The 25,239-nt window shown below is 41.7% G+C and carries 27 protein-coding genes; 20 read left to right on the top strand and 7 right to left on the bottom strand.

What is annotated here, in order from left to right:
- Positions 1–93 precede the first annotated feature (93 nt).
- Positions 94–987, top strand: coding sequence for a LysR family transcriptional regulator (locus J3455_RS06270; protein ID WP_130050305.1), 894 nt, complete (start codon positions 94–96; stop codon positions 985–987).
- On the opposite strand, the gene norR is transcribed toward J3455_RS06270, so the two are convergent.
- Positions 984–2,546: a nitric oxide reductase transcriptional regulator NorR gene (gene norR, locus J3455_RS06275; RefSeq protein WP_349561371.1), complete on the bottom strand. Its 1,563-nt coding sequence runs from the start codon at positions 2,544–2,546 to the stop codon at positions 984–986. The genes J3455_RS06270 and norR overlap by 4 nt on opposite strands.
- 156 nt (positions 2,547–2,702) lie before the next feature.
- Between norR and J3455_RS06280 the strand changes: the two genes are divergently transcribed.
- Together J3455_RS06280 and hmpA are read left to right on the top strand one after the other, a co-directional pair.
- Complete coding sequence (locus J3455_RS06280; protein WP_130050307.1) at positions 2,703–3,935, top strand: NnrS family protein; 1,233 nt, start codon at positions 2,703–2,705, stop codon at positions 3,933–3,935.
- A 20-nt stretch (positions 3,936–3,955) separates the two neighbouring features.
- Complete coding sequence (gene hmpA, locus J3455_RS06285; RefSeq protein ID WP_130050308.1) at positions 3,956–5,119, top strand: NO-inducible flavohemoprotein; 1,164 nt, start codon at positions 3,956–3,958, stop codon at positions 5,117–5,119.
- 33 nt (positions 5,120–5,152) lie between these two features.
- On the opposite strand, the gene J3455_RS06290 is transcribed toward hmpA, so the two are convergent.
- The 3 genes from J3455_RS06290 to J3455_RS06300 all read right to left on the bottom strand — a co-directional run bounded on the left by J3455_RS06290 (position 5,153) and on the right by J3455_RS06300 (position 7,898).
- Entirely contained in the window at positions 5,153–5,527 is a 375-nt protein-coding gene (locus tag J3455_RS06290; RefSeq protein WP_130050309.1) for a hypothetical protein, read from the bottom strand.
- Entirely contained in the window at positions 5,520–7,145 is a 1,626-nt protein-coding gene (locus tag J3455_RS06295; protein ID WP_239977546.1) for a S41 family peptidase, read from the bottom strand. The genes J3455_RS06290 and J3455_RS06295 overlap by 8 nt, the downstream gene beginning before the upstream one ends.
- A gap of 99 nt (positions 7,146–7,244) precedes the next feature.
- Positions 7,245–7,898 carry an endonuclease gene (locus tag J3455_RS06300; protein ID WP_372799670.1) on the bottom strand — a complete coding sequence of 218 codons (654 nt, stop codon included), beginning with the start codon at positions 7,896–7,898 and terminating at the stop codon, positions 7,245–7,247.
- A 114-nt stretch (positions 7,899–8,012) separates the two neighbouring features.
- Here J3455_RS06300 and J3455_RS06305 point away from each other — a divergent pair, with 114 nt between their 5' ends.
- Entirely contained in the window at positions 8,013–8,366 is a 354-nt protein-coding gene (locus J3455_RS06305; RefSeq protein WP_130050311.1) for a VOC family protein, read from the top strand.
- On the opposite strand, the gene J3455_RS06310 is transcribed toward J3455_RS06305, so the two are convergent.
- Positions 8,341–9,066: a PepSY-associated transmembrane domain-containing protein gene (locus tag J3455_RS06310; protein ID WP_349561373.1), complete on the bottom strand. Its 726-nt coding sequence runs from the start codon at positions 9,064–9,066 to the stop codon at positions 8,341–8,343. The two genes, J3455_RS06305 and J3455_RS06310, sit on opposite strands and share 26 nt — an antisense overlap.
- A gap of 158 nt (positions 9,067–9,224) precedes the next feature.
- Here J3455_RS06310 and J3455_RS06315 point away from each other — a divergent pair, with 158 nt between their 5' ends.
- Entirely contained in the window at positions 9,225–9,605 is a 381-nt protein-coding gene (locus J3455_RS06315) for a hypothetical protein (protein ID WP_130050313.1), read from the top strand.
- Positions 9,606–9,612: 7 nt separating this feature from the next.
- Here the strand turns inward: J3455_RS06315 and J3455_RS06320 are convergent, their stop codons facing one another.
- On the bottom strand, positions 9,613–10,050 hold the full coding sequence (locus J3455_RS06320; RefSeq protein ID WP_130050314.1) for a PaaI family thioesterase: 438 nt from the start codon (positions 10,048–10,050) through the stop codon (positions 9,613–9,615).
- 161 nt (positions 10,051–10,211) lie between these two features.
- Between J3455_RS06320 and lexA the strand changes: the two genes are divergently transcribed.
- The 5 genes from lexA to J3455_RS06345 all read left to right on the top strand — a co-directional run bounded on the left by lexA (position 10,212) and on the right by J3455_RS06345 (position 15,447).
- A complete protein-coding gene (lexA, locus tag J3455_RS06325; RefSeq protein WP_130050315.1) occupies positions 10,212–10,829 on the top strand; it encodes a transcriptional repressor LexA in 618 nt (205 codons plus the stop codon).
- A 437-nt stretch (positions 10,830–11,266) separates the two neighbouring features.
- Positions 11,267–12,409 (top strand): cytochrome c oxidase subunit II, encoded by a 1,143-nt coding sequence (gene coxB, locus J3455_RS06330; protein WP_167658435.1) that lies wholly within the window; start codon positions 11,267–11,269, stop codon positions 12,407–12,409.
- A complete protein-coding gene (ctaD, locus tag J3455_RS06335) occupies positions 12,409–14,004 on the top strand; it encodes a cytochrome c oxidase subunit I (RefSeq protein WP_130050317.1) in 1,596 nt (531 codons plus the stop codon). Before coxB ends, ctaD begins: the two co-directional genes overlap by 1 nt.
- A complete protein-coding gene (locus J3455_RS06340; protein WP_054554454.1) occupies positions 14,004–14,534 on the top strand; it encodes a cytochrome c oxidase assembly protein in 531 nt (176 codons plus the stop codon). Before ctaD ends, J3455_RS06340 begins: the two co-directional genes overlap by 1 nt.
- Positions 14,535–14,571: 37 nt before the next feature.
- A complete protein-coding gene (locus J3455_RS06345) occupies positions 14,572–15,447 on the top strand; it encodes a cytochrome c oxidase subunit 3 (RefSeq protein WP_130050318.1) in 876 nt (291 codons plus the stop codon).
- Here J3455_RS06345 and J3455_RS06350 read toward each other — a convergent pair.
- Positions 15,347–15,658 (bottom strand): DUF2909 domain-containing protein, encoded by a 312-nt coding sequence (locus J3455_RS06350; RefSeq protein ID WP_130050319.1) that lies wholly within the window; start codon positions 15,656–15,658, stop codon positions 15,347–15,349. The two genes, J3455_RS06345 and J3455_RS06350, sit on opposite strands and share 101 nt — an antisense overlap.
- Before the next feature lie 14 nt (positions 15,659–15,672).
- On the opposite strand from J3455_RS06350, the gene J3455_RS06355 reads away from it, so the two are divergent.
- From J3455_RS06355 to J3455_RS06400, 10 genes are all read left to right on the top strand, one after another.
- A complete protein-coding gene (locus tag J3455_RS06355; RefSeq protein WP_130050320.1) occupies positions 15,673–16,422 on the top strand; it encodes an SURF1 family protein in 750 nt (249 codons plus the stop codon).
- Complete coding sequence (locus tag J3455_RS06360; protein ID WP_167658432.1) at positions 16,403–16,897, top strand: redox-active disulfide-containing membrane protein; 495 nt, start codon at positions 16,403–16,405, stop codon at positions 16,895–16,897. The genes J3455_RS06355 and J3455_RS06360 overlap by 20 nt, the downstream gene beginning before the upstream one ends.
- Positions 16,898–16,917: 20 nt before the next feature.
- Positions 16,918–17,907, top strand: coding sequence for a COX15/CtaA family protein (locus tag J3455_RS06365; protein WP_130050322.1), 990 nt, complete (start codon positions 16,918–16,920; stop codon positions 17,905–17,907).
- Between the two features lie 9 nt (positions 17,908–17,916).
- A complete protein-coding gene (gene cyoE / locus J3455_RS06370) occupies positions 17,917–18,825 on the top strand; it encodes a heme o synthase (protein ID WP_130050323.1) in 909 nt (302 codons plus the stop codon).
- Positions 18,822–19,439 carry an SCO family protein gene (locus tag J3455_RS06375; RefSeq protein WP_233786766.1) on the top strand — a complete coding sequence of 206 codons (618 nt, stop codon included), beginning with the start codon at positions 18,822–18,824 and terminating at the stop codon, positions 19,437–19,439. Before cyoE ends, J3455_RS06375 begins: the two co-directional genes overlap by 4 nt.
- A 142-nt stretch (positions 19,440–19,581) precedes the next feature.
- Positions 19,582–19,881 (top strand): STAS domain-containing protein, encoded by a 300-nt coding sequence (locus J3455_RS06380; protein ID WP_502508692.1) that lies wholly within the window; start codon positions 19,582–19,584, stop codon positions 19,879–19,881.
- A 9-nt stretch (positions 19,882–19,890) separates the two neighbouring features.
- On the top strand, positions 19,891–20,253 hold the full coding sequence (locus J3455_RS06385; protein ID WP_054562870.1) for a response regulator: 363 nt from the start codon (positions 19,891–19,893) through the stop codon (positions 20,251–20,253).
- Positions 20,254–20,268: 15 nt separating this feature from the next.
- On the top strand, positions 20,269–22,350 hold the full coding sequence (locus tag J3455_RS06390; protein WP_239977647.1) for a chemotaxis protein CheA: 2,082 nt from the start codon (positions 20,269–20,271) through the stop codon (positions 22,348–22,350).
- A complete protein-coding gene (locus J3455_RS06395) occupies positions 22,347–22,832 on the top strand; it encodes a chemotaxis protein CheW (RefSeq protein WP_130050327.1) in 486 nt (161 codons plus the stop codon). The genes J3455_RS06390 and J3455_RS06395 overlap by 4 nt, the downstream gene beginning before the upstream one ends.
- Before the next feature lie 29 nt (positions 22,833–22,861).
- Positions 22,862–25,189: a methyl-accepting chemotaxis protein gene (locus tag J3455_RS06400; RefSeq protein ID WP_167658429.1), complete on the top strand. Its 2,328-nt coding sequence runs from the start codon at positions 22,862–22,864 to the stop codon at positions 25,187–25,189.
- Positions 25,190–25,239: the final 50 nt, after the last annotated feature.

Consider the following 25,239-nt stretch of genomic DNA (forward strand, 5'->3'; position numbering starts at 1 on the left):
CACTGCTGATACGTTCACTGTAGCAAAAAACAGCTTGCAGAAAAGCCCAATAAACGCAAAACTTATGTGCGTATATGCACACAAGGAGCCGCTATGGCGATTCAATTTGATGATTGGCAAGATGTAAAAGTTGCTTACGAGGTGGCAAGGCTCGGTACATTAACCGCTGCTGCCGAATCACTGGGGGTTCATCACAGCACGGTTCTAAGACGAATTAATAATTTAGAAGACAACCTTGATGCGCGGCTATTCCACCGCCATGCCCGTGGTTATACAGTGACAGAAATTGGCGCTAAGTTATTTGCTACAGCTAAATCGATTAACGTTGAGCTTGATAAACTTCACAATGATATAATTGCTGCTGACAGTCAGTTGCGAGGGAGTTTATTATTAACCACTGTCAGTGGTTTTATTGATGTGCTGAGTGATGTGTGTGAGCAGTTTCAAAATCTGCATCCACAAGTGCAGCTCGAAGTTATTCTTGATCAAAACCGTTTACGCCTTGATCATGGTCAGGCGCACATCGCTGTGCGAGCAGGCCCTCGCCCTGATGAAGGCGACTATATTGCTCAGCATTTAGCTGAGCTTTCGTCGGGGTTTTATGCCTCAAAAAGTTATATTGAAAAGTACGGCATGCCAAAGAATATTCAGCAGTTACAGCAGCATAGTTTTGTTTCTGGAGTGGCTGGCTATAACGGTAAAGTGCCTTATTTTGCATGGGTTGATCAGCATATTGAATCAGCGCAAATTAAGTTACGTGTATCTGAAACCTCGGAAGCCACGCGGGCTATTGTTAGAGGCTTGGGGATCGGTGGTTTACAGCATGAAGTGGCGAGCCAATACCCTGATTTGCTGCCTGTACTTCCTAAAGAGCTGAGCTGGCCAACAGACCTTTGGCTGGTGACACACCATTTGGTACATCGCACAGCCAAAGTACAAGCATTTAGCCAACTTTTAAAAGCCTATTTTAAAGCGTTAAAAGCTTAAACAGATTTTTTAATGCTAATGCCTAGCCGTTTGGCTAGGCGCACAAGGTTGGCTCTATCAACGCTTAAACTGCGCGCTGTGGCAGCCCAGTTTAGGTTGTGTAGTTCAAGTTGCTGCATGATAAGCTGATAGCTAAAAGCATCGGTTGCCTCTTTGAGCGATAAGCCAGTGATTTTTTGTTCGTTAACAGCATCTGGGCTTGGTGTAGCAATCGCAGTTTTATCAATATCACAATGCTGAGGCTCGATTGTGACAATGCTTTGTTGCCATTGCTGTTGCTTTGCTTTGAGTGCAGCACGACTAATGACATGTTCAAGCTCTCTCACATTTCCAGGCCAATCATATTGGCGTAGTAGTAATTGTGTATCAATACTGAGTTTAAGTTGTTTAATGCCAAGCTTTTTAGACGTTTGCTCAATAAAAAAACCCGCGAGTAAAATAACATCGTTATCGCGCTCTTTTAATGGTGCAACATGCAATGGGTAGACGCTTAATCGGTGATAAAGGTCTGCACGAAAGCGTCCTGCAGCTACTTCTTGCTTTAAATCTCGGTTGGTTGCCGCAATCACTCTGACATCGACATAGCGGCTTTGGTCTTCCCCCACCGTTTGTACTTCACCGCTTTGTAAAACGCGTAATAGCTTACTTTGCATAGCGAGCGGAAGTTCGCCAATTTCATCTAAAAATAAGGTACCGCCATCGGCGAGTTGAAACTTACCCTGACGAGCAGTATGTGCGCCAGTAAATGCCCCTTTACTGTGACCAAAAAACTCACTCTCTGCCAAATTTTCAGGTAATGATGCGCAGTTTAGGTGGATCAACGGCATATCACGGCGCTTAGAGTTTAAATGGATATTACGCGCAACCAATTCTTTACCAACCCCAGTGTCTCCTTGAATTAATACGCTAAATTCTGAGGCAGCAACCAGCTGGATATCATTTTTAAGGGTTAGCATTGCTTGGCTACTGCCAATAATTTCTACGCCTTCTCGCGTGAGTGCCTCGATATTAAGCTGCTGTGCAACTTGGTGGCTATGCTGTGCGTGTTGCCTAAAGTGCTGCAAGGTCAGGGCATGCTCAACATAGCCTGCTGCAAGTTGTTTCAATTGGTTGAGCTCGTTAATAGTTAAAGCTTCAAAGGCATGTTCATCTAAGCTATCAAAGGTTAAAACGCCAAGCAGTTCGCTGCTAGCTTTTGTGCTAAATAGCGGCACGCCCATGCAGGCATGAACTGGAAAGTCGCCATGCTGGCTTTCTAATAAGCCGTCATAGGGATCAGGGAGACCACAATCTTTGGCGAATTTAAGGGGCTCAGTACCACGGCATATTTCAAATAAGCGAGGATGCTCCATAATTTTAAAACGCCTTCCTAACGTATCGTCCGAGAGTCCTTGCTGGGCTACGGGCTTTAATACATCGCCTTGTTTTAATAATAAGGCGACTGCATCACATTCAACCCAATCATTAATGCAACTCAATAAATAGCTGAAATTGTGATCAACACTGCTTGCTTTCGTAAGGGCAAGTGCAACATCAAGAATTGATTTTTTGAGTGGCATGTCAATTTGACCTGAATATGTTTTTTTGATGCTTTTGATAGTGTGTCATTTTGACATTTTTATCAAGTATTTAATTTTAATGTGTTGATATTTATTGGTTTTTATTTTTGGCTCGAACTGTGCAATAGCTAAGGAAATTAAACGCTGAGAGCCCTAATGAAAGTCATTAACTTAACTGAACCTATGCCAAGTAGTATTAAATTTTATCAAATCAATCAGTGGCCGTTATGGGCATTAGCATTTAGGCCTTTTTTCTTGGCTGCTAGTGTTCTAGCTGTGTTTGCAATGAGTTACTGGTTATTAATTTTGGCGGGAGTTGCGCATTGGTATTTAGCATTGCCGGCAACCCTTTGGCATGCTCATGAAATGTTGTTTGGCTTTGCTGGCATAGTTGCTATGGGATTTTTGCTAACCGCTGCGCAAACATGGACAGGCGTCCCTAGTGTCAGTGGCATTAAGCTTTGTTTGCTCAGTGTTATCTGGCTTGCTGCAAGGCTTAGTTTTTTTATTGATATTGCTGGGGTCGAACAGCTAAACCTTTATATTGTAAGTATATTGCAGCTAGCATGGTGGCTGGCTGGGATTATTATTCTAGCTGACATGCTGATACAAGCGAAAAGTAACCACAACTATTTATTTATCGTTATCACATCTTTGCTTTGTGCGCTAAATATGATTTTTTTGAGCTTAGTTGTGCTTAATAAAATGTCGCTTGCGCTTAGTGTTGTTGATACTGGCGTGCTGATCATGACTCTTCTAGTTGGCGTTCTAGCTGGTCGAGTCGTGCCGTTTTTTACCGCGCGAGGTCTTAACTTGAGTGAGCAAGTTAGAACGCCAAAGCTTGATAAATTAGTTGTGTTTAGCTCATTTTTTGCCATTACATGGTTCTTTATGAGTCAGCTGTTTTTTAGTGCGATGAGCACTGGTTGGATTTTTGCTTGGCTTGCTAGTTTACATGCCACAAGGTGTGTTTTGTGGTGGCAAAGAGGGGTGTTAAAAGTACCTCTGCTTTGGTCATTGCACTTAGCTTATTGGGCTTTATCTGTGGGTTTAGGACTCATTGCATTAAGCTTTTATAGTGCCAGTATTTTATTCAAAGACGCACTTCACCTGATCACTGTCGGCACCATTGGCTTGATGATAATTGCCATGATGGTGCGTGTATCTCATGGCCATACTGGCAGGGCACTGCAAGTCCCTACGTTTATTAGTATGGCATTCGTATTAATTGCTTTCGCTGCCATTGTACGCTCGGTACTTCCTCCTTTTTTAGGTCACCATCTTACATGGCAGTTAAGTGCTTTGTTGTGGGTTGTTGGCTTTAGCTTATTTTTATTTCATTGTGCGCCCATCTTAGTGAATCGTCGTGTTGATGGTCGCCGCGGTTAAACTCTCTAATAGGAAAAACTATGTTATCTGAAAAAACGATCCAGATTGTTAAAAGTACTTTGCCGTTGCTTGCAGAAGCAGGACCTCAAGTTACTGAGTATTTTTATGATCGTATGTTTAGCTACAATCCAGAGCTTAAAAATATTTTTAATATGACTCACCAGCAATCAGGTACTCAACAATTTGCGTTGTTTAATGCCTTGGCTGCCTATGCTGCAAATATTGATAATTTGGCAGTATTGAAAGGTACGCTTGCGCGTATTAACCATAAACACACCAGTTACCATATTTTGCCAGAACATTACCCCATTGTTGGTGGGCATTTGATTGCAACTTTAAAAGAGTTACTGCCTGAGCAATTTACGCCTGAGGTCGAGTATGCTTGGCGTGAAGCCTATTCCCTATTGGCTGATGTATGTATCAACGAGGAGATGGCGTTATATCAAAAAAACAAAAAGGCAACGGGCGGCTGGTTTGGTACCCGCACTTTCACCATTACAGAAAAACGTATGGAATCTGCGCAAATTTGTAGTTTTACATTAACGCCTACTGATGCAAAGCCTGTTGTAGCGTATTTACCGGGTCAATATTTAGGGATTAAAGTAACGCCAGCGAAGAGTGATTTAACTCAAGTTAGGCAATACTCTTTATCGCAGCAAAGTAATGGCCGCAATTATCGCATTAGCGTGAAAAAAGAAGGTTTAGTGTCTAATTATTTACACAGTTTAAGTGAGGGTGATGAAGTAGAAATTTATCCACCCGCAGGCGATTTTGTGCTTCGTGAAATTGATTCCCCTATTGTGCTAATTTCGGCGGGTGTTGGTCAAACTCCATTGATGGCGATGCTTGAAACATTATTGAACAATCAACATAGCAAGCCAATCCATTACTTGCATGCTTGTGATAGTCAAACGCAGTTTGCCTTTGATGAGTATTTACTAAAGCAACAGCAAGCACATGCGTTATTTAATTGTGTTTCTTGGTTTAAGGATGGCAAGGGAGGGGACTTTGCGGGCTTAATGGATGTAAATCACATTGCTGATAACTTACCAATTAGCGAGGCAGACTTTTACCTATGTGGTCCAATCGCATTTATGGCAATGATAAAAGAGCAGCTGCTAAGTTTAGGGGTTGCAAGTGAACGAATTCATTATGAGGTGTTTGGACCTCACCAAACGCTATAATGAAAAAAGGCGCAGCTTTTGCTGCGCCTTTTGTTAGTTTACTTCGCACTCTACATTAGGTAGTGGAATACGTAGCTCTTTTTTAGGGTAGTAAAGTAGGCATTGCTCACCTGATTTTTGTAAAACAAATTTCTCAGAAGGAATTGCATGAGCGCCCATAATAGGGAGGCCATCCGGCCCTTTGTTGGTGCCGTGATCAATCAATAGCTCTGAACTTTTAGTAAATACATTGTCGGCTAGTGTGACGATAGCACCACCTTTGGCGGATTGAATAGCCTGCTGTAACTCCGTAATCACACCTGGATTTACGCGAACAAGCGTAGCATCTTGCGGTTGCTCCGCTTGGGTACTTTTACAGCCCGCTAAGCTTGCCAGTAAAGTGCAGGTTAATAACAGTGTTTTATTCATTATTACCTTCCTTCGCTGGTAGCGGACGGGTTAAATCCATATTATTTTTGTAAAGCGGCTGCTTAATTGTAAGTGGTAGCCCTGTTTCTTGAATTGCTTGTGATGTAAAGCTTGGTTGCTTAGCACTTGAGGACTCCACCACAATTGGGCAGGTATTATTTTCAATGTGATAAAGCGCGGTTGCTAATAAGCTCTCTTCGCTATCACCTAGTTTGTGATCAAAGTCATCTGTAACCTCGCAGCCTTTTATGTCCGCATCAAACTGAGGTGAAGGAGTTGGTTTAAAACCGTCAGCATATTCCCCAAAGCCTTTATCATTAGCTCCAGAGAATTGGATAGTGTAGTAAGTGGTGGCGCAATTATGAGTGGGTGTAAAGCCATAAGGCTTGCCGCAGGTCGTATCACCAATAAGTATGACTTCTGCATCTATACCTTTTAAACCATTTATAAACGCTTCTGACGCAGAACAAGTTCCGGCTGTACTTAGTACATATACTTTAGATAAGTTGAGATCAGGAAGTCGGCTATTGGTTGTTTGAAATGTAGAGTAATCTATTTCACGGTCAATAAATGGGTAAGGAGCCTCTTGCGGCTGTTTGTCGTTTTGAATCGTTTGATAGTAATAGAAATCATCGGTATTAGCAGGACCCGCAACCATATATGCAAGCTGCGATGAAAGCGCTAATAAACCGCCGCCGTTATATCTAAAATCGATAACCAACTCATCAATATTATCAGCTTTGAACTTATTCACAGCACTTATCAGTTCAGGTTGAGCAATGCTGATAAAGCTATTAAATTGCATATACCCAACTTTTGTACCGTTCTCAGTTGTTAAGGTATCAACATTCTGAACGGGCGTTTGAGCAATATTACCGGCTACTAGAGTAAACGACTTTTCAGTACCATCATTACTGCGTACAACAAAGTTATGGGCGTCACCAGCCGTAGGTCTAAATAGCGCTTCATTTAAAATATCTACGCCTTGTTGGGTATTAGTGTCAATACTAACGTCGTCAACCATTAAAATAGTATCACCGCGTTGTAACCCTGCATTTGCAGCAGGTGAGTCATCCTCTAAATAGGCAACACGTAGCTCTCGTGGCGGAACATTACTGATAAATACCCAATTAATTCCATAACCAGAAACAACCCCAGATTGAGCTTCTTTAAAATACTCTTCAGTAGGTCTGCTAAAATGAAAGTTATCTTTAAAAGAACCCGAGTCCGTCGTTTCGAATGTTTTTAACTGGTCAAAATAAGCGGCGACAGAGCTGAAATTATCAGGATTATTGTCTTCTATTTCGTCGTACCAAAGGTAGGTTTCGTCACTCCATGAACGTAACCACATCTTCTCGGTAAACTCAGAGCCAGCATTATCTGGGTAAGGCTGATTATTGTTATAAGGATCATTGCCTGTTCGTGGAACGGCGCATTGATCTTTAAATTCACTTGATGGCTCAAAAACACCAGCGGTCCAAGTGGGTTCTGAACTTGTTGGTGGCGGGTTTGTTGTGTTGTTATTGCTCGAAGAGCCACCGCCGCCACCGCAGCCAGATAGAGACGCGCCTGAGACTGCTAAAAATATTGCTAAGGCGAGTTTATTATTGTTAAACATATTTGCTTCCTTTCCGATAGTATTTCTTAAAAATTAGCAATTACTGTATCTGAAAGCAATAAATTGTAGCGCCTCAAATGTAAATGAATGTGCTTTTAGTTATAAAGACTTACGGTTACTAATTTCAGCTACTTTGAGCTTCTGCCATGACTCAAATAGCTTACGTTGTTTGTTAGATATTTTTAAGCCATAGGTTTTTTGCATATAAAAGTAGGTATCGGCTATTTGCTTTCTTGCATAAATCGGTGGCTCAAATACACGTTGCTTAAAATCGATTTTTACTGGGCAAGCTCCATAACTGGCACTAGATGTTGCGACTATTCCGTAGCGAAAATTAGAACGGTCTGCATTGATCTCGCCAATAGCTGGAGCGAGGTTATTTATGTCGGCTTCCATTTGACGAAATTTTTCACTGACCTTAATGCAGTTTTTACGTCCGCCATCCTGCCAGCATTGTAATTGATGACCAAACTCCCACGCAGGTACTATATGCTCCCATTCTATTCTTTTTGCTCGAGCGTTTTCGTTTCCTGAGCGGGTAATGGCGTTTCTTGGAATATAACCACAAGCTTCAGGGTCTGGTACAAGCTTTTTACCTTGGCGCTTTATATCGCAGCCACAATATAAGCTTTTACTATTGCTTGGTAGATTCTTAATTAAGTGCTTTTTTGCACTGTAAAAGCTCGAAAATTGTTTAGCGGATACAGGGGAAGTAAAAATTAAACAAAGGGTTAAATATAGAAATAAACGCATATCCATCACATCAGTGAACTACAGGAGCAGCCATTTTAGAGCTACTATTCTAAAAAGGAAAAGTTTTTCAACTCAGCTATAGTTGTTAGGCCGTTTATTAGAGGAATTACAACTATGTTATTAGGTGCTTTTTCTGTGAGTTTAAATGTGAAAGATATCCATGCTTCAAAGCAGTTTTATGAAAAACTTGGCTTTAAAGAATTTGCCGGCGAAATCGAGCAGCATTGGTTAATTATGAAAAACGGCGAACATTTAATAGGTTTGTTTCAAGGCATGTTTGATAAAACCATGCTGACCTTTAACCCAGGCTGGGATCAAAATGCTGAGGCACTGGTAGAGTTTGCCACTTTTGAGCAATTAGCCGCGCATTTTCAGCAACAAGGGTTAGAAATACAAAAAGCCGGTGACGCGAGTTTTATTATCACCGACCCAGATGGCAACCCTATTTTGATTGACCAGCACGTTTAGCAGGCTTTTTACGTTTTAAACGAATGTTCTGTAGCAATAAAATAATCCCCGTAATACAAAACAGTACGCTGGTGGCCGAAAAGCTAATTAGAAGTGGGTTATTAAAGTTTTCGCGCTCATCATAATCCATGATGTGTAGCATCCAGAAAAAGTCGAAAATGCGCCATAGGGAGCTGCGCACTGTAATGACTTTACCGGTTTGGCTATCTAAATATAAGGTTGTTTTCAGCCAATCATCAAAACTCACTTGCCAAACATTGGCCTTGTGAGCCACTTCTCTTGGTCCTTTGGTTAACAGCTGTGCTTGCGTGATATTTGCGTTAATAAGTAAGTGAGTTCTCGCGTTTTCAATTATTTGTGCTTTATTCGGCGCAGGCATCTTATCACCTGTTCTGCCATCAAAATTAAAGGAGCCGCTCGGTGCCGTGACTTCTATGATTGGCGACTCTAAAAAGTGGCTGTACTTGATACTTTCAATTTGTTCAAATTGTGCCGTTATTTTATCGATAGAAGCAGAGTAGTCTGACACTAAGAAAGGGTTACTTAGACTGCGATTTGCTAGATGTTTTCCATGCACTTTTTCAAGCGGCAATGAACTCATTACAAGCCCACCTAAAAGCCAAAAAAAGATCTGCAAAGCAAGTAAATAGCCTAGCCATTTATGCCCTTTACGAGCATATTTGAACATGCGTTTATTCATTACCACCCCGTTATTATTGTTGTATGGGCGCTATTTTAGGTTGTTTAGCTGTATTGCCAATGCGGCAAAATGTCGCATTAACTGTATTCTAGATTTGGTATATATACAAAACTGAGTTAAAGTTTCAGTCGATATCAATAGAGGATAAAAACGAGAGTATGTCGGAAATTCAATTTTTAAATGTAGATCTGGAGCTTGAATCAAAGCACGATATTAGTGCGCTTGTTGCTGATTTGAAGAAAAACGCTATGGTTTTACATTATGACCAAGATGAATACCGTCAACTTGCACGCATTGAAGCAACTGCAGATATCAGCTCTCCAGACAAAGCGATTAACCAGCTTTGCGAATTAATTGAATCTTGCTCGCGCAATGCATTAAAGCAGTGGTTATCTTGTTCAAAACGTACATTTGATTTAGGGTTTGAATCGGGTAACTCGCCAAAGTGCTTTAACCAACCCCTGCATGCAGATACCTTGTTACGTATCTCAGCAATTGGCGCAGGGATTGAAATTACTATTTATCCAGTCGAAAAGTAAACTGAATTTAGCGCTCTACGACTGCTGCGGTCATTCTTGATACGCAGCACAGCTCCCCAGCAGCATTGGTAATTTTGATATCCCAAACAGAGGTGCGCTTACCTAAATGAAGTGGTCTGGCCGTTGCCGTTAATGTCCCTTTTCGAGACGCTTTTATGTGGTTGGCATTAATCTCTTGACCAACAGCATAGAATTTATTGAAATCAATAACAAAGTTGGCTGCATAGCTTGCCACTGTTTCTGCTAACACAACGTTTGCTCCGCCATGAACCATGCCCATAGGGTTATGGTGTTCAGGAATTGCAGGCATGGTGGCCACTAAATAATCATCGCCAATTTCAGTCACCTCAATACCCATCGTTTTCATTAAAGTGCCTTGCCCGGTTACTCCTTGTTCCAAGTCTTTACATTGCTCCAGCGTGATTGGATGGTGCCAAATACTCATTGTGTTTCCTTAACATGCGAATTAAAGCTAATACCTTATGGCATCTTTCATTGCGGTTCAATGTTAGTTTTGTAGCAATATGATGGAGTTAATTTAAATTTGCGATTTTCAAATAACTGTATATACTCACAGTTAAATGTACTGTATGGAAAACCAGTTGTATGCGCCCATTAACTAAACGCCAATCGCAAATCTTAGAACTAATTAAAGTCTTTATTAAAGATACAGGCATGCCGCCAACACGCGCTGAAATAGCTCAAACATTGGGTTTTAAAAGTGCCAACGCCGCTGAAGAACATCTAAAAGCACTGGCAAAAAAAGGCATGATCAAAATGAAGCCTGGAGCGAGTCGTGGTATTCAGTTGATTGAAGAAGATGAACCTGAGCAGTTAGGTTTACCTTTGATTGGCCGTGTTGCAGCTGGTGAGCCAATTTTGGCTCAGGAGCATGTCGAAAGTCATTGCCAAGTTGACCCTACGTTATTTAAACCAGCCGCTGACTTTTTACTACGTGTAAATGGCATGAGTATGAAAGATATTGGTATTATGGACGGTGACTTGCTTGCAGTACATAGAACGCAAGTTGCTGAAAATGGGCAAGTTGTTGTAGCTCGAGTTGATGAAGATGTAACTGTTAAGCGGCTAGAAAAAGCAGGTCGGAAAGTACTTTTACACGCTGAAAACGAAGAGTTCTCACCTATTGAGGTTGACCTTGAGCATGAATCTTTCAATATTGAAGGGTTAGCTGTAGGAGTCATTCGTAACGCTGACTGGATGTAGTTGTCCCTTATTTGGTGCGCTAAATTGACTCAATTTGGTGCGCCATTGTGATTTTGCCACTTAATTAGGATTTGTGAATACTTACTCTTTATTTAAAGCCTTATATGGCGCAGTTTTCCTCTCTTTTTGTATATTCTTCGTAAACCATAACATTAAATAACGCGCTGATTATAGTTGTTATTTCTGCACCAAAATAAACATTTATTATCACTAAAACTTGCTTATTGGTCATTTTTTAACTAATTGGTTAAAGCAATGTATTAACACCTGATTAATAAAAAGACACAAAAATGTGCGAGGTGTTAGACAGGGGGCCAGTATCATAAGTGAGTTAAAATGATACGTAGTCGCTCTGAACAATAAAAAAAACGAATGGGCACCTTGCTGTATCGCCTTTTCGCTTTGCGTCTTGCAATAGCATCTAAAGGAGCCGTCACATGGGTAAACTGCGTTACGCCTTGTGGCTTATATTGGTTGCACTCCCAGAAATTGTATTGGCAAATAGTCAATACAATATGCGAAAAGGGGTGACTGATATAAGTAATAATGTTTATGAGTTACACATGACGATATTTATTATCTGTTGTGTAATCGGCATCATCGTATTTGCGGTGATGTTTTGGGCTTTAATACACCACCGTAAATCTAAAGGGGCCAAGCCTGCCCAATTTCATGAAAGTACAAAAGTTGAAATACTTTGGACTGCCATTCCATTTGTCATCTTAATAGCCATGGCTGTGCCTGCCACAAAAACTCTCATTGCTATGGAAGATGCCTCTAAAGCTGATATCACAATTAAAGTGACAGGCTCGCAATGGAAGTGGCATTACGAATATATGGGTGAAGATATAGCCTATTACTCAATCCTATCTACACCAAAAGATCAAATAGACAATCAGGCAGAAAAAACGGAGCATTATTTGCTTGAGGTAGATAAACCGCTAGTGCTTCCTATCAATAAAAAAGTCCGCTTTTTAATGACCTCAGACGATGTTATCCATTCGTGGTGGGTTCCTGATTTTGCAGTTAAAAAGGACGCAAACCCTGGATTTATCAATGAAGCGTGGACACGTATTAACGAACCAGGTGTTTACCGTGGTCAATGTGCAGAACTATGCGGTAAAGATCATGGTTTTATGCCTGTTGTGGTGAAAGCCTTACCTGAAGATGAATTTGCTAATTGGCTTGCAGATGCTAAGGAAGAAAAGGCTAATGCAGCAGCCGCTGATGCTGCTTTGCTTGATCAAACATTACCTAAAGAAGAGCTTATGGTCTTAGGTGAGCAAGTGTATATGGCAAGTTGTGCTGCATGTCACCAGCCTACTGGTATGGGCTTACCAGGCGTGTTTCCTGCACTTAAAGGCAGTCCCATTGTATTAGGTGATGTAAAAGATCACATAGATATCGTGTTACATGGCCGCCCTGGTACGGCGATGCAAGCGTTTGATAAGCAGCTTTCAATTAAGCAACTTGCTGCGGTTATTACCTATAAGCGAAATGCATGGGGTAATGATACCGGCGATGTGATCCAACCGAGTCAAATTCAAGCCGCGATTGATGCAGCAGCGGAGGCGAAATAATGAGTAACGTTATTAATGAGCAAGCAACTGGGCATGCGCATCACGACCATCATCATCCTGCTAAAGGTTTTAAGCGTTGGCTTTACACCACCAATCATAAAGACATCGGGAGTTTATACCTGATTTTTTCTCTTACCATGTTCTTGATTGGTGGAGCGATGGCTATGGTGATCCGCGCTGAACTATTTCAGCCAGGATTACAGTTAGTTGATCCGCACTTTTTTAACCAAATGACCACGGTACATGGTTTGATCATGGTGTTTGGCGCCGTTATGCCCGCATTTACTGGGCTTGCTAACTGGATGGTGCCTATGATGATTGGTGCACCTGATATGGCACTGCCACGCATGAACAACTGGAGCTTTTGGATATTACCTTTCGCATTTTTAATCCTGTTGGCTTCGTTACTGATGCCAGGTGGTGGTCCTGCGTTTGGCTGGACATTCTACGCACCACTCTCCACCACTTATAGTAACGATAACACTGCACTGTTTGTATTTGCCATACATATCATGGGTATTAGCTCAATTATGGGGGCGATTAACGTTATCGTGACTATCGTCAATCTAAGAGCGCCGGGTATGACTTGGATGAAGCTTCCGCTATTTGTTTGGACTTGGTTAATCACAGCATTCTTATTGATCGCAGTTATGCCTGTTTTAGCTGGGGCTGTGACTATGGTGCTGACAGATAAATACTTTGCAACAAGCTTTTTTGATGCGGCAGGTGGTGGTGATCCTGTGATGTTCCAGCACATTTTCTGGTTCTTCGGTCACCCCGAAGTGTACATCATGATTTTGCCAGCCTTTGGGATTATTTCGACTATTGTGCCGACCTTCTCACGTAAAAAGTTATTTGGCTATGCTTCTATGGTGTATGCAACCTCATCCATTGCGCTGCTGAGCTTCATCGTTTGGGCACATCATATGTTTACCACAGGCATGCCTGTAGCCGGCGAGTTGTTTTTCATGTACGCCACAATGCTCATTTCGGTGCCAACGGGCGTTAAAGTGTTTAACTGGGTAGCCACCATGTGGCGCGGTTCAATTAGCTTTGAAATTCCGATGATGTTTGCCATCGCCTTTATTGTGTTATTCACCTTAGGTGGTTTCTCTGGCTTGATGCTTGCCATTACACCGGCAGATTTCCAGTATCACGATACCTATTTTGTGGTGGCACACTTCCATTATGTGCTCGTGACAGGAGCCGTGTTCTCAATTATGGCGGGAGCCTATTATTGGTTACCGAAATGGACTGGCAACATGTACAACGAAACGCTGGCGAAATGGCATTTCTGGCTATCGCTAATCAGTGTCAACGTGCTGTTCTTCCCTATGCATTTTGTTGGCCTTGCCGGTATGCCGCGTCGTATTCCTGACTATGCTCTGCAATTCGCTGACTTTAACGCCATTATCAGTATTGGTGGTTTTGCATTTGGCTTATCACAACTGTTGTTTGTGTTGGTGGTATTTAAATGTGCTAGAGGTGGCGAAAAAGCGCCTGCCAAAGTATGGGATGGAGCTGAAGGTTTAGAGTGGGAAGTAGATTCTCCAGCGCCTTATCACACTTTTGAAACACCGCCGGAGATTAAGTAATGAACCATGCACCTTTGCTAAAAAAACTGCTGATTACATGCTTGCTCATGTTCGCATTTGCTTTTGCAATGGTGCCGCTTTACGACGTGTTTTGCGACGTTACAGGGTTGAATGGTAAGCCATCATTAGAAAAAGCGAGCGCGAGTGAATCAATAAATACACAGCGTCAAGTTGATGTCAGCTTTACCACTCACGCTCAAAGCGGCGCGCCATTTAAGGTGCAGTCTGAGCAATACAGCGTGGCGGTACAACCTGGTGCCATGCGTGAAGTTAAATTCTCAGCAAAAAACACCAGTAATGAAGACAAAGTCATGCAAGCAATTCCATCGGTATCACCGGGAAAAGCGGCAAAGTATTTACATAAAATCGCCTGTTTTTGCTTTGATCAGCAGCCAATGAAAGCCGGTGAAGAAATGGAATTTACCTTGTTGTTTTATGTTGATACTGAGTTACCCGACGATGTTGAGGAACTGACATTGTCGTATACCGTGTTTGATATTAGCGGGCATGTTGTGGCTAAAAACGATTAAAAGCCGCCAAGCTAATTGCTAATTGGGAGCAAACAAAATGAATCAAAACTACGAAAAATACTATGTTCCAGCACAAAGCCCTTGGCCAATAGTGGGCGCCATCGCGATGTTTTTAATTGCTGTCGGTGCTGGTTTAACTGTGATGCAAGTCAGTGGTGAAGGCAGTAATGGCCAGTATGTATTGTATCTTGGCATTGCCATATTAATTTATATGGTTTTTAGTTGGTTTAAAAACGTTATTGAAGAGTCTCATAAAGGGCTTTACTCAGCACAAATGGACCGCTCATTCCGACAAGGTATGAGCTGGTTTATATTCTCTGAGGTCATGTTTTTTATGGCATTTTTTGGCGCTCTTTTTTACGCTCGAATGATTTCAGTGCCTTGGCTTGGTGGCGCAGGCAATAATGCCATGACCAACGAAGTACTCTGGCCAACCTTTGAAGCTGTATGGCCGCTGTTAACCACGCCATCGGGCGAGACAACACAGGCTATGGGCTGGCAAGGTCTCCCCCTGATCAATACGCTTATTCTACTTACCTCTTCGGTCACAATTCACTTTGCTCATGTTGCTATGGAAAACAATAAGCGTGGCGCTCTTAAGGTGTTTTTATCTTTAACCGTGCTATTAGGTGTGATTTTCCTTGGCTTACAAGTTTACGAGTATATGCATGCTTATCGTGATTTAGGGTTAACCCTTGATGCGGGAGTGTACGGAAATACCTTTTTCTTGTTAACAGGCTTCCATGGTATGCACGTGACTTTAGGAACCATCATTTTATTCGTGGTTTTGCTAAGAATTTTTAAAGGTCACTTTACGAGTGAAAAGCATTTTGCCTTTCAAGCAGCCGCTTGGTATTGGCACTTTGTTGATGTGGTGTGGTTGTGCTTATTTGTATTTGTGTACGTGCTGTAGCTTTATGAAGCGGCGACGGGTTTGTATGTATAAATCCAAGCTTTAACGCGGCAATGATAAGGATCAGCACAATACCTGAAAACAGCACTCGACGACCTAGGTAATGCGACATAGGTTTCGAGTGCTCTTTTGCTGACATCATCACAAACAGCGCTCTAAATAGGTTGAACAGAATATAAAGTAATAACAAAACAATAATGATTTTAATCATATTAGGTAATCCAAATGCAGTTAATTTTATGGCGTAAACAAAAGCTTAGCTCAATTATCGCAATTTGCGTTGTGATACTAGCAGTGCTTATTTGTTTACGACTAAGCGTTTGGCAATACCAACGAGGCGAGCAAAAACAGCAGCAACTAAGCCAGTTGGCCGTTTCGAAAGAACAAGGAATTTTGAGCTGGCAAGCGCTGCAAAGTCTACCTACAGAGCTAAATAAAACGGGTTTGCAAGTTAAGGTCTCTGGCGAGGTAAATAAACAACAGTACTGGCTGCTTGATAATCAAATCTATCAGGGACAAGTGGGCTATGACTTACTTGTAGCTATGACTATTGCAGGTGAAACCGCACCTTTAATTGTTAACTTTGGTTGGCTAAAAGCCCCTACAAACCGGAGCCAATTGCCAACAGTCGTGTGGCCAGAATCAACACGTTTTACGGCCACAGTGCAATTGAAACAAGGCAACTTGCAAGGTTTTACGCTTGCCGATGAGATTGGTGCAGAACAAGGGTGGCCAAAGCGAATTCAAGGTATTGATTTAGCAATTTTGAGTACTCAATTAGCAATGCCCTTACAAGGCTTTATTGGTTATCGCAATGAAGCTGATGGTATCGCAACTCCGCATTATCAGAGTGTCGTGATGGGGCCAGATAAACATTACGCCTATGCCGTACAGTGGTTATTAATTGGCTTAGCTTGTGTGGTTATTGCTTATTTTGCGATGAGAAGGAGAGGTTATGAAAATAAACCCGCTTAGTTTATTCGTTTTATGCTGTTTTGTGCCGCTGGCACTTGCTTATGCAGCATTGAAGCTTGAGTGGTTACCAAGTGGTTCGAGTAATCATGGTGAGCTTTTAAGTGAAGAAGTTAAATTAGCTGATTGGCAACAAGGTGAGCCCAAACAATGGACTATTGCGCTTAATTATCCAAAGGAGTGCAATGAAGTATGTGAAAACCAATTAGCAAGCCTAGATAACCTATACGTCGCTTTAGGTAAAAATCAGCAAAAAGTGGATGTGGCGGTACTGACAAATCAACAGCAGATATCGGCAAACTGGCGTCAATTGGTGGTAAGTCCAGCGCTCAAAGCGGGAGATTTATATTTGGTTGATCACATGGGCTTAGTGGTTTTGCATTACCCCTACAAGGCTGAGCCTGAACAAAACAGACTTATTCAAAAAGGCTTACTTAAAGACTTAAAAAAACTACTTAACTACGCGCGTTCAAGTTAAACCTCATCAAGGGGATAAAGATGTATAAAAATTATAAATATTTAGTCTTAATTACGGTTTTCTTCTCTATCTTGGTTGTTGGGCTTGGTGCTTATACACGGCTGAGTGATGCTGGGCTTGGCTGTCCAGACTGGCCTGGTTGCTATGGGTTTTTAACTGTGCCAAAACATGAAACTGCTCTGTTACATGTTGAACAAAACTACCCTGATATGATGTTTGAGGCAGCAAAAGCTTGGAAAGAGATGATCCATCGCTATTTTGCTGGTGCCCTTGGCCTATTAATTTTAGCTTTGTTTGTTTTTGCATGGTTAAAACGCCAATATCCAAATACGCCGGTTAAATTGCCACTGGCACTATTACTACTGGTGATCTTCCAAGCCGCATTGGGCATGTGGACTGTGACTATGAACTTACAGCCTTTGGTTGTAATGGGACATTTACTTGGCGGTTTTAGTATTTTGTCGTTGGTGTTTTTATTGTATCTACGCTTAAAAACGAAACCCGTAGCGAGTAATGATAGCGGTGCAAAGCCATACTATCGTCTAGCGCTTGTGGGTTTGGTGGTACTAATACTGCAAATTGCGTTGGGTGGCTGGCTTGCTGCAAATTATGCCGCTCCGCATTGTAATGGCTTACCGCTTTGTAGCTACGGACAACCGTTTTCTTTGAAGAGCGTTTTTCAACTGCCGCTCGAGCACAGTACCTATGAATATGGTGTGTTATCGCAGCAAGCGCGTATGTCAATTCACTTACTGCATCGTATTTGGGCGTTGGTTACTTGTGTGGTGTTAGCACTGATCATGTGGCGCATATATTCAAGATGTTACTCTCGAAAAATTAAGCACTGCACAGTCACCGTATTAATCGCTTTGCTGTGCCAAATCTGTTTAGGCCTAGCTGTTGTGCATTGGCACTTCCCATTAAGTGTTGCGCTTGCGCACAATCTAATGGCCGCACTACTATTGCTTAGCATGGTAAGACTATGCTTCCATTTGAAAATAAGAACCTAGGAGGCTGTGATGGCAATATTACTAAGCACAGAAAAATCATTATTTAGCCAAAGCTCAGAGTTACTTAAAGATTACTTAGCTATCAGTAAATTTAAAGTAGTTGCCATGCTTGTACTAACTGCTTGGGTTGGTTTGGCATTGGCTCCCGATGTTGGGCGTGGAGTGTTTGTACAGCTTGCAAGTTTGCTTGGTATTGGTTTGTTATCGGCCGCTGCTGCTGTAATCAATCATGTTGTTGATAGTGAAATCGACAGTAAAATGGCACGTACACGTCATCGCCCTGTGGCAAAAGGGCGCCTTAGCAAACAGCATGCTTTGAGCTTTGCGGCGACCATCGGTGTGCTAGGTTTTGTTATGCTTATGGTGTGGGCAAATACATTAACGGCAATCCTTACTTTGTTTGCACTCGTTGGTTATGCCTTTATTTACACTTCGTTTTTAAAGCGCGCGACACCTCAAAATATTGTTATTGGGGGGTTAGCTGGTGCGATGCCGCCGCTTTTAGGGTGGGTTTCTGAAACGGGCCATATGGCTGCTGCGCCATGGTTATTAGTGATGATTATATTTACTTGGACTCCACCACACTTTTGGGCATTAGCAATTGCGCGTAAAAGTGACTATGAGCGTGCAAAAATTCCTATGCTGCCTGTTACTCACGGTATTGAATTTTGTAAAACCTGTGTTGTTGGTTATAGCATTTTGCTAGCTTTGGTATGTGTACTGCCTTATCTAATTGGTATGTCAGGGTTAATTTACTTGCTAGGGGCAAGCGCTCTAAATGCGGTCTTCATCTATAAGGCATTAAAACTAAAAATTGCCCCAAAAGATGATACCGCAATGGATTTATTTCGTTTTTCAATTGTGCATTTAATGCTACTCTTTATCGCCTTATTTATTGATAAATGGTTAGTTTTATGACACGAATCGTCGCTTTTTTATGTTTCAGTGCGGTATTATTTGTAACCGGTTGTGGCAAAAATAACACCGCTCCTAAAGTTGAAGCGCTCGTTTACGAGCCAGCAAAGCCGATTAGTCCGTTTTTATTAACCGATCAACATGGTAAACCTGCAGATAATAGCCAATTCATGGGGCATTGGAACTTGGTCTTTTTAGGCTACACTAGCTGTCCTGATATCTGCCCAATGACACTGGCGAAATTAACTGCAGTGCAAAAGCAATTAAGCCAAGGTTACAAAGTGCAAGTATGGTTTGTTGCTGTTGATCCAAAGCGTGATACAACCGAAAAACGCAAAGCTTACATTGATTACTTTAACCCTGAATTTCTTGCTGTATCAGGCCCACACAAACAACTTTTCCCCTTTGTTAGAGAGCTTGGCTTAATTTACGCAATTAACGACAGTGATCAGCAAGAGTATGCCGTTGATCATAGTGCTTCTGTGGTGATGGTTGATGGTGATGGTTCTGTGCGTGCCATTTTTAAGCCTGAATTTAAACAAGGAAGTGTGCCCTTGATTAATGCCACAACTTTGACTGATGAGTTCAAAAAAATAGCAGATTATTACGCAAAGTAAATTTTCTTTGCTTGGTGAGTCAATTTCAGCAAAAGAAAAGCTTCCTTTTTTGACATATATGTCTAAGCTACTAAAAAATTTTACTATTTTTTGATTCAAATTATGGCATTTTTATTTAGTCAGTCTAAGCTTTTGTTATGAATTGTTTAAAGCAGGGAAAGAAGAAGTAATGTTAAAGCTCCCTACAGAATTAGCTATTAGTCAGGTCGAAACGCTCCATCAAGATTTGCTACAAGAGTTGTCAGCAAATGATGATATTTGTCTGGATATCAGTGAAGTGACACGTGCTGACACAGCATCAATTCAGCTTTTATGTGCATTACAGAAGCACTTGCTTTCTGTGCAACACAAAATTATTTGGGTTGGCGAGAGCAAACCTTTGCTACAGGCAATTAATAGTTTGGGCTTAAGTCATTACCTTGTGCTTGAGAATGCCAATTAAGAGGTTTTTATGAAAAGAATTTTAGCAGTAGACGATTCTGCATCTATGCGCCAAATGGTTGGTTTTACGCTTAAAAAAGCTGGCTTTGATGTTACAGAGGCAAAAGATGGCAGTGAAGCATTAAACATCGCAAAGCAACAAGGCTTTGATGCAGTTATTTCTGATGTGAATATGCCGGTAATGGATGGTATTACCCTTATTCGTGAATTACGTAGCTTACCTAATTATAAGTTCACACCTTTACTGATGCTGACCACAGAGTCGGGGCTTGATAAAAAGTCTGAAGGAAAAGCTGCTGGAGCAACTGGTTGGATTGTTAAGCCATTTAATCCTGAGCAATTGTTAGCGGTATTGAAAAAAGTGATTCGCTAATAATAGGAGCGGGGCATGAGTATAGATCTAAGCCAATTTTTTGAAGTATTCTTCGAAGAAAGCTTTGAAGGACTCGATGCTATGGAGGCTGAGTTATTAAACTTAGTACCTGGCGAAGAAGACTTAGAGACAATAAATACAATCTTTCGCGCTGCGCATTCGATAAAAGGAGGCAGTGGAACCTTTGGTTTTAGTGCCGTTGCAGATTTTACTCATGTTCTCGAAACCCTGTTAGATCAAATCCGTGAAGGCTCACGTGATCTTACTGCTGAGCATGTAAATTTACTTTTAAAATCAGTTGATTGTTTACGAGCTTTACTCAGAACTTTGCAAGCTGAGCAGCAGCCAGACCTAACTGAAGCTGATGAACTTCGTATTAAGTTTGAAGAAATTCTCGGCATGCGTGCTGCAAGTAAAGAACCTGCTCAAGCGCAAGAAGCTGTCAGCGAAAACAGTTTTAATACCTATCAAATCGATTTCAAACCACACCATCATTTATTTAAAACCGGTAATGAACCACTGTACATGATCAGTGAATTAGCGGAGTTGGGTGAACTTGAAACACAAGCTTTTCAAGATGATGTGCCTGACATCACTAACCTTGCCCCTGAAGATTGTTTCTTATCGTGGCGCTTTTTCTTAACCACAGACAAAGAGCAAAGCTGTATAGAAGAAATTTTTGAATGGGTTGAGGATGACGCTGATATTACCATCACGCTATGCGGTGGTTTGTTTGGTGATGAAGATATTTCGGCAGCTGAAACTGCTACAGAAGATGCAGCACCAGTGAAAGAGGCTGAGCCTGCAGCAGTTAAACCAACTTCTGATACCAAAAAGCCTGCGCCAGTTAAAGCAACTACTGCCAATGCAGAATCAACCTCAATCAGGGTTGGTATTGATAAAGTTGACTCACTCATCAACATGGTGGGTGAATTAGTTATTACCCAAGCGATGTTAAGCCAATTGGGTGAGCAAGAAATCACTGAAGCGACGATTGCTTCTCTACAAGAGGGCTTAGCGCAACTGGCACATAATACTCGTGACTTACAAGAAAACGTCATGCGTATTCGTATGTTGCCAATAAGCTTTGTGTTTAGTCGCTTCCCTCGCTTAGTGCGAGATATCTCGCAAAAGCTTGATAAACAAGTTGAGCTAAAGTTACTTGGTGAGCAAACCGAACTAGATAAAACCGTGATGGAGAAGCTTTCTGATCCTATGGTTCACCTAGTGAGAAACTCCCTAGACCATGGCTTAGAAACTGTTGATAAGCGTGTTGCTGCGGGTAAAAACCCTGTTGGTACTGTCACGCTCAATGCGTTTCATCAAGGTGGCAATATTGTTATCGAAATTATGGATGATGGCCAAGGTCTTAACACCACTAAAATTCGTGAAAAGGCAATTAAAAACGGCCTAATTTCAGAAACTGATGAGTTGTCTGATAACGAAGTAAACGAGCTTATTTTCTTACCAGGGTTTTCTACAGCCGATCAAGTAAGCGACCTATCGGGTCGTGGCGTTGGTATGGATGTAGTAAGGCGCAATATCGAAGCGTTGAGCGGTTCTGTGGAAGTGGCTTCAGCACCGGGCGTAGGTTCGACATTTACAATTCGCCTACCGCTAACATTGGCTATCTTAGATGGGCAGTTAGTACGTATTGCTGAGCATACTTATATTATCCCGCTAATTTCGATTATCGAATCATTGCAAATCGATATCAGTAAGGTAAGTCGGGTTGGTAAAGACTTAGATGTGCTGCGCTTACGTGATGAATATATTCCAATCTTAAGGCTTTACAATATTTTTAACCACCAAGGGGCAATTGAAACGCTTGATAAAACCTTACTGGTTGTTGTTGAAAGCGACAATCAAAAAGTAGGTTTATTAGTTGACGACTTATTATCTCAACAACAAGTCGTAATCAAAAGTTTGGAGGCAAACTATCAAAAAGTTGATGGCGTTTCTGGGGCTACAATCTTAGGCGATGGTCGTGTTTCTTTGATTGTTGATATTAGTGGTTTGATTAAATTATCTGGGCTTAGAAAGCCAGGGAGCCAGGAATTGATTATAGAATCAAAAGCGAATTTGGAGGCGTCATGATTGCACAACACGACGACCTGCATAACAAGCTAACTCTTGAACAAGATCAAGATGTAAAACAATTCCTAACCTTCTTTATGGCCGAAGAAGAGTACGGTGTAGATATTTTAACGGTGCAAGAAATTCGCAGTTGGGAAGAAATTACGGTGATCCCTAACTCACCGGATTTCGTCAAAGGGGTTATTAATCTGCGCGGCACTATAGTGCCAATTATTGATTTAAGGCTTCGTTTTGGTATATCAGCCATAGAGTACGGGCCGTTAACCGTTGTAATCGTTCTAAAAGTACAGCTTGAAAATACATGTAAAATTATGGGCATCGCAGTTGATGCCGTCTCGGATGTCTATAGCATTGCAGAGCATGAAGCGAAGGCAGTGCCACATTTGTCTGACTCAGACAACGCGCAATTTGTTGCGGGTTTAGTCAATGTGGGTGAGAAGATGGTCGCATTACTTGACCTACAAAAAACGATGGACATTTAACTGGGTAGATTAACAAGAAGGTGAAGGGTATGGGATGGTTTAGCAGTCCTAAAAATGTTGAGTCGGAAAATGATTTAGTTATTGCGGCACTGAGAAAGTCGCAAGCGATGATTGAGTTTCAACCATCGGGGCAGATCATTACTGCCAATGCTAATTTCTTAAACACCATGGGGTACCAACTCGAAGAAATTCAAGGGCAACACCACTCTATGTTTGTTGCTGAAGAAGAGTCGCAAAGCCCTGAATATCAACAGTTTTGGCAACGATTACGCAGCGGTGAATTCTTTGTTGATGAATTTAAGCGTGTCGGTAAAAATGGCAAGCAAGTTTGGATTCAAGGCACCTATAACCCGATTATTGATAGCAATGGCAATGTCACTAAAGTCATCAAGCTTGCTACCGATATTACACCACAAAAAGAGCTTGAACGTCAGTCAAAACGTGATGCTGACTTATCAAATGCGCTGCGTGTATGCCAAGCAAATGTGATGATTGCCGATAACGATTTGAAAATTATTTTCGTTAATGAGCAAGTAAAGCAAATGCTGCAAGCTCGTGAGTCAACGTTACAAACTGTGCTACCTAGCTTTTCAGTTGCAAACCTAGTTGGAACCTGCGTTGATGATTTTCATAAACAACCGTCACACCAACGTGAGCTGCTAAAAACATTATCTGAACCATACAAAACGACATTGCGTTTAGCAGGGCTTATTTTTAGCTTGATTGCAACACCTTGGGTGAGCGCATCAGGTAAGCGTTTAGGTACTATTGTTGAGTGGCAAGATATTACTGATAGCGTAAATAAAGCCGAAGCTGAAAAGCGTGCAGCAGAAGAAAACCTGCGAGTACGTCGTGCACTTGACCGTGTGGCAACGAATACCATGATTGCTGATTCTGACAACAACATTATTTACATGAACGAAGCTGTTCTGAACATGATGAAGATTGCTGAAAGTGATTTAAGAAAAGATTTACCTAATTTCAACAGTAATAATTTGATTGGTCAAAATATTGATGTGTTCCATAAGAACCCAGCACATCAACGCAACATGCTTGCTAAGTTAAGTGATACTTATAGCACTGAAATTCAAGTGGGTGGGCGTACTTTTGGCTTGGTTGCAAACCCTATTTTCACCCCAGAAAACGAACGTATTGGTACGGTAGTGGAGTGGGAAGATAGAACCGCGGAAGTCGCTATTGAAAAAGAAATTGCAGGCCTCGTCGCTGCTGCGGGGAGTGGTGACTTAGAAGCGCGTGTTGAAGAAGCGGGTAAACAAGGTTTCTTCTTACGTCTAGCGCAGGGCTTAAATAGCCTTGTTAGCATTGTTGATGATGCAGTAAAAGACACTGGCAACATGCTGGATGCCATGGCGAACGGTGACTTATCAAAACGTATTGAGCAAGACTACCAAGGTTCGTTCGACAAGCTAAAACGTGATGCAAATGCCACGGCTGATAAGCTTACTGAAGTAATTAATCGCATTAATACCTCAGCAACGCTGGTTGCAAGTGGCGCAGAAGAAATTTCACAAGGTAATGCTGATTTAAGTCAACGTACTGAAGAGCAAGCTTCATCACTTGAAGAAACAGCATCAAGCATGGAAGAGATGACCAGTACGGTTCGTCAAAATGCTGATAATGCAAAAGAAGTAAATGAACTTGCTGAAGAAACACGCACTAAGGCACAAAAAGGTGGTGAAGTGGTAAATCGCGCTGTCACCAGTATGTCAGCAATTAATGAATCAAGTAAGAAGATTGCAGACATTATCAGTGTAATTGATGAAATTGCCTTCCAAACAAACCTACTAGCGTTGAATGCGGCTGTTGAAGCTGCGCGAGCAGGTGAACAAGGCCGTGGTTTCGCGGTTGTTGCTGGTGAGGTGCGTAACTTAGCGCAACGTTCAGCAGCTGCAGCAAAAGAAATCAAAGAATTGATCCGAGACAGTGTTGGAAAAGTTGAAGATGGTACATTACTAGTTAATGAATCAGGTTCAACATTACAAGAAATTGTTACAGCGGTGCAAAGAGTTACAGCGATGATTTCTGATATTGCCCAAGCATCTGAAGAGCAAAGCTCTGGTATTGAGCAGGTTAATAAAGCTATTGCCCAAATGGACGAAATGACTCAGCAAAATGCTGCTTTGGTTGAAGAAGCATCTGCCGCTGGAGAATCAATGGCAGAGCAAGCGAATGATATGCGCCGCTTATTAAACTTCTTCTCGTTATCAAATAATGAGATGGATATAACCAGCCGTGCAAGTTCAGCGCCTGCCGCTAAACAGCCAAGCTCACCAGTACGCTCGGCGCCAAAAGGCAATAACTTTGTTGACCCTAGTGATGAGTGGGAAGAGTTTTAAAACTCTTCCCAACAAAATTCTAACTAGTTAATTGCATCTAATGTTACAGC

Origin of the sequence: Pseudoalteromonas sp. NFXS39, from assembly GCF_040148775.1 — a bacterium.
Lineage (GTDB): Bacteria > Pseudomonadota > Gammaproteobacteria > Enterobacterales > Alteromonadaceae > Pseudoalteromonas > Pseudoalteromonas apostichopi.